The sequence below is a fragment of the Xenorhabdus sp. IM139775 genome (assembly GCF_028598745.1).
In the GTDB taxonomy this organism is placed as follows: Bacteria; Pseudomonadota; Gammaproteobacteria; order Enterobacterales; family Enterobacteriaceae; genus Xenorhabdus.
Map to the genome: position 1 here is coordinate 1 of NZ_JAQRFK010000122.1, position 4,512 is coordinate 4,512.

The window sequence follows — 4,512 nt, forward strand, 5'->3', positions numbered from 1 at the left end:
ATGACAACTTTATAATATTCAGAATCTCTTGTTGTATATTGTTGGTTTAGTAAAATTTGTGCACTGATCTGGATTGGCTCAACTTTGGTTGTTGTTAACCAATAAATTTTCTGTTGATACGGCTTATCCAGTTGCGCTTCATGTAATGAGTCAAGGGTTGATTGAGCTAATCCAACAGGATATTGATGGACATAACTATTTTCGATTGAGCTGTATGACCATCCACCTGATAATGCGTTACCGTTACGATAGTTAATCAATTGAATACTATCTAGCTGCTCATCGGATAATTGGACTATTTTACCATCATCGCCGAGTGCCCGTATCGCAATAATCACGCCAACTTGCATGTTACCATTCGCAAACATGTAATCTACTCTATGACGTGATATCAAAGCGATGGCAAAAAAATCCAATCCGGCAATTTCTTTCGATTGGCCATGATGTTGAGTGAGTGAGTTCATTGAATTTCCCCTTAGTGTATTAAATAACAAACGAAAAAATGGGAGTCATGATCCTTCGAAAATGTAATATAAAAAATAACCCGTGGATTATTCACTGAATGATTATTTCTCCTCAGTCTATTTCTGCATTGCCTTGGCATGATAACTAATATGACTTTCAATAAAACTGGCAATAAAATAATAGCTATGATCATATTCTGGCCGAAGATTTATCGTTACCGGATAACCGATTTCAGCGCAAATATCTTGCAATAACTGGGGACGTAACTGTTCAGTCAAAAAGTCATCATTGAGGCCTTGATCAATCAAAATAGGGAGTGGCTCTTTTGCATTCTTGATCAGTTCTACCGTGTCATATTCTTTCCAGGCAGATCGGTCTTCGCCAAGATAGGCCGAAAATGCTTTTATTCCCCACGGAACCTGACCCGGTGCCACAATGGGGGAGAATGCTGAAACACTGCAATAACGCCCCGGATTTTTCAATGCAATGACGATTGCGCCATGACCTCCCATTGAGTGCCCGCTGACTGCCCGTCTATCCGTGACCCCAAAGTGCGTTTCAATCAGGCAGGGGAGTTCTGAAACCACATAATCATACATACGATAGTGTAAAGCCCAGGGAGATTTTGAGGCATTGAGATAAAAGCCTGCCCCTTTGCCAAGATCATAGGCAGGGTCGTCAGCGACATCATCACCCCGTGGGCTGGTATCCGGGGCAACAATAACGATACCCTGTTCAGCCGCGTACCGTTGTGCCCCTGATTTGGTGATGAAATTTTGCTCGGTACAGGTCAGGCCAGAGAGCCAGTAAAGAACCGGTAATCTTCTTTCGCTAATTTGAGGGGGAAAGAAAACGGAAAAACGCATCTGGCAACCCAAAACGTTTGATTCATGTTGATAGACATTCTGCCATCCACCAAAACAGGCGTGATGTTCAATTCTTTTCATGACTTCTCCCAAAAATCATCTGTTGCAGTGATTATTTTATTGCCTGTCAGGTACCGTGTTGGCCTGCAACACGGTTTTCTGTCTACGATAAAGCGTAAGTCAATAGTGAATAACCGTCCGGATCGATTTACCTCCAAGCATCAATTCGAAAGCCTCATTAATGTCTTCCAGCGGCATTTTGTGGGTAATGAACGGGGCAAGTTCAATTTCACCTTTCATGGCTTTTTCCACCATGCCCGGTAACTGGCTGCGTCCTTTTACGCCGCCGAAAGCAGAACCTTTCCATGTCCGTCCGGTAATAATCTGGAATGGACGCGTGGAAATTTCTTGCCCGGCACCCGCAACACCAATGATGATTGATTGCCCCCATCCCCGGTGTGCGCTTTCAAGCGCGGCACGCATGACATTAACGTTGCCGATACATTCGAAAGTATGATCAACGCCCCATTTTGTCATCGCCAGAATAACCTGTTGAATCGGTTGGTCATGGTCATTGGGGTTGATGCAGTCCGTCGCCCCGAATTGTCTGGCCAGCCCGAATTTAGCCGGATTAGTATCAATGGCGATAATACGGCCTGCCTTGGCTTGGCGCGCGCCTTGAACAACCGCAAGCCCAATCCCGCCCAGTCCGAAAACGGCAACAGAATCTCCCGGTTGCACTTTGGCGGTATTGTGCACGGCACCGATCCCCGTTGTGACACCACAGCCCAACAGACAAACCTGTTCATGGTTTGCGGCCGGATTTATTTTTGCCAGTGAGACTTCCGCGACGACGGTATATTCACTGAATGTGGAACATCCCGCGTAATGATGGACAGGCTGCCCATTGTAAGAAAAGCGGGTGGTGCCATCCGGCATGAGGCCCTGACCTTGAGTTTCACGGACGGCGATACAAAGGTTGGTTTTTCCAGACTGACAGAACTCACATTGGCCACATTCCGCCGTATATAATGGAATGACATGATCACCCGGTTTTACACTGGTGACCCCTTCACCGACCTCGACGACGACACCGACCCCTTCATGCCCCAAGACAACCGGGAATACGCCTTCAGGATCGCCGCCGGCAAGGGTAAAGGCATCGGTATGGCAGACACCGGTATGGCTGATCCTTATCATCACTTCACCCGCTTTGGGGGGAGCGACATCAATTTCGACAATTTCGAGTGGTTTGTTTGGTTCAAAGGCAACGGCAGCGCGTGATTTCATGTAATATCCCTCTTTTTGTTAACATAATTTGAGATAAAAAGCGGAGTCTAAATTGTCCGTTCAATTCGTTACAATATCAGAATACGCCAACACGGCTATTTATCGGTACGTTATCCATAGATAAAATCAATTCAATCTTAATAAGATTCGACAGACCCTCTCTTTCCTCACATAACCATTCTTATCACTATTGTCTTGTCATCACTATTGTCTTGTCATAACGACAAGGTTTATTCATTAACTTTAGACCATAAATAGTATTTCGTGTAAATTATTTAAAATAAAATAATAACCAATAGATTTTATCGGATTGTATCAATAATATGGCTCATTGATTAACTTATGTTGAATCAATCAATGAAATTATTGGAAATGATAAATGTTCCGACTGAGTCGTGACATATTCTGATTTATGGTGCTGAAAACCAGCATGAATCGATGACGTTTTCGCAAGATCTGCTGTCCGTGACAAATAAATTGAAAATCATCGCAGCCCTTTTGCCGGGGCCTTGGAAACCGGTACTGGCCGCTAAACAGATCGCAACAATCAGTCAGCTTTATGGTGCCCGCATTGCGGTGAATATTGTAAGTGGCTGGTTTCGCGGTGAATTTAAAGCGATTGGTGAACCGTGGTTGGATCATGAAGAACGTTATTTACGTTCTGAAGAGTTTATTCGTTGTTTGTAAGGGATCTGGTCACAACCTGCTTTTAGTTTCTTTGGTGATTTTTATCGTTTCCATGATTATGTTTTAAACCCTAAACCGCTTGCGCCACGACCGGAGATTTTTCAAGGTGGGAGCTCCAGAGCTGCCAAGGAAATGGCCGCCGTGCAGTATTACAGGGTATTTTGGATCACAGTGACTTTGACGCGGTAAAAAGAGGGAAATTGGGCAAAATCAACACTTGAAGATCTTGTACAGTATAATGATGGCTTCAAAACCAACCTTATCGGCACGCCATTACAAATCGCCCAACGCATTATTGAATATAAGAAAGTCGGTGTAAATCTGATCCCGCTTGTTCGGGAACTGGAGCAAAAATCGGATTGAATAACGCATTGATACCCAATAGATCTCAATTTACAGTGCAGTGAAAGCTTGAAATCTATTGGGTAATCTCCATTAATCACAGACTAAATCCTGTAAAGTTTGCCAGAACGGGCTTTGCCGTGCTAAGCGGCGCTGCTCCTCAAGCATATTCTCCAGTATTTCCAAGGTCGTCAGTGGATTTGCCAGCACGACACGCAAAACCGTGGTGGGTTGCCGATCCCATTGCACCGGTTTGAGGTGCGTGCGCGAAACAAAGGATGTTCCCGCCGCCCACTGGCGAGCCTGAATATCCTGATTAAGCGTGTTAAGTAATTCATGCAGTTGCTGCCTGACCGGTGCCGCACCTTCCCGCAGGGCCTGTAATACTTCTGGCGGCACATAGCGATACGTCAGCAGGCAAAGCTGCGGTTCACTGATTAATTCAAAATCCGCCTGCTGATGGATCAGATCGGCAAACTGCCGGGCTTTTTCGATGCTGGCATCTATCAGGCGGGCTAATCCCTGTCGGCCAAGCAGATAGAGGTTGCTGTGCAGCATCAGCGACATTGCGTTGCGGGAGCCTTCCAGAGTATGGCGCCCGAGATCTTTCGACCCTTTGCGCACAATATAATTGGCATGTTGGGCAATCGCGTTGGCCAGGGTTGGCTGGCGGAACAGAACCATGCCTGAGCCCATTGGCACATACAGTTGTTTGTGGGCATCAATCGTCACCGTATCGGCACGTTCGATGCCGGCAAATAAATCCCGGTAGCGTTCAGACAGTAAGCTGGCACCGCCCCAGGCAGCATCAACATGGAAATGGCATTGCGCCTGTTCCGCGATATCCGCCAGCCTGTTCAGG

4 protein-coding genes and 1 pseudogene are annotated in these 4,512 nt (G+C 45.9%); 1 reads left to right on the top strand and 4 read right to left on the bottom strand.

From position 1 onward, the window contains the following. The 3 genes from PSI17_RS15880 to PSI17_RS15890 form a co-directional block, all read right to left on the bottom strand. Nucleotides 1-464 (bottom strand): hypothetical protein (locus PSI17_RS15880; protein WP_273552893.1); only part of this gene is annotated, 464 nt, incomplete at its 3' end. Nucleotides 465-581: 117 nt separating this feature from the next. After that, a complete protein-coding gene (gene fghA / locus PSI17_RS15885) occupies nt 582-1,412 on the bottom strand; it encodes an S-formylglutathione hydrolase (RefSeq protein ID WP_273552894.1) in 831 nt (276 codons plus the stop codon). Nucleotides 1,413-1,511: 99 nt separating this feature from the next. After that, nucleotides 1,512-2,621: an S-(hydroxymethyl)glutathione dehydrogenase/class III alcohol dehydrogenase gene (locus PSI17_RS15890; protein WP_273552895.1), complete on the bottom strand. Its 1,110-nt coding sequence runs from the start codon at nt 2,619-2,621 to the stop codon at nt 1,512-1,514. A gap of 411 nt (nt 2,622-3,032) precedes the next feature. Between PSI17_RS15890 and PSI17_RS15895 the strand changes: the two are divergent. Then, nucleotides 3,033-3,671: pseudogene (locus PSI17_RS15895) on the top strand (LLM class flavin-dependent oxidoreductase); the annotation flags it as partial. A 72-nt stretch (nt 3,672-3,743) separates the two neighbouring features. Here the strand turns inward: PSI17_RS15895 and PSI17_RS15900 are convergent. After that, the coding region (locus tag PSI17_RS15900; RefSeq protein ID WP_273552896.1) for a pyridoxal-dependent decarboxylase at nt 3,744-4,512 on the bottom strand (769 nt) is incomplete at its 5' end.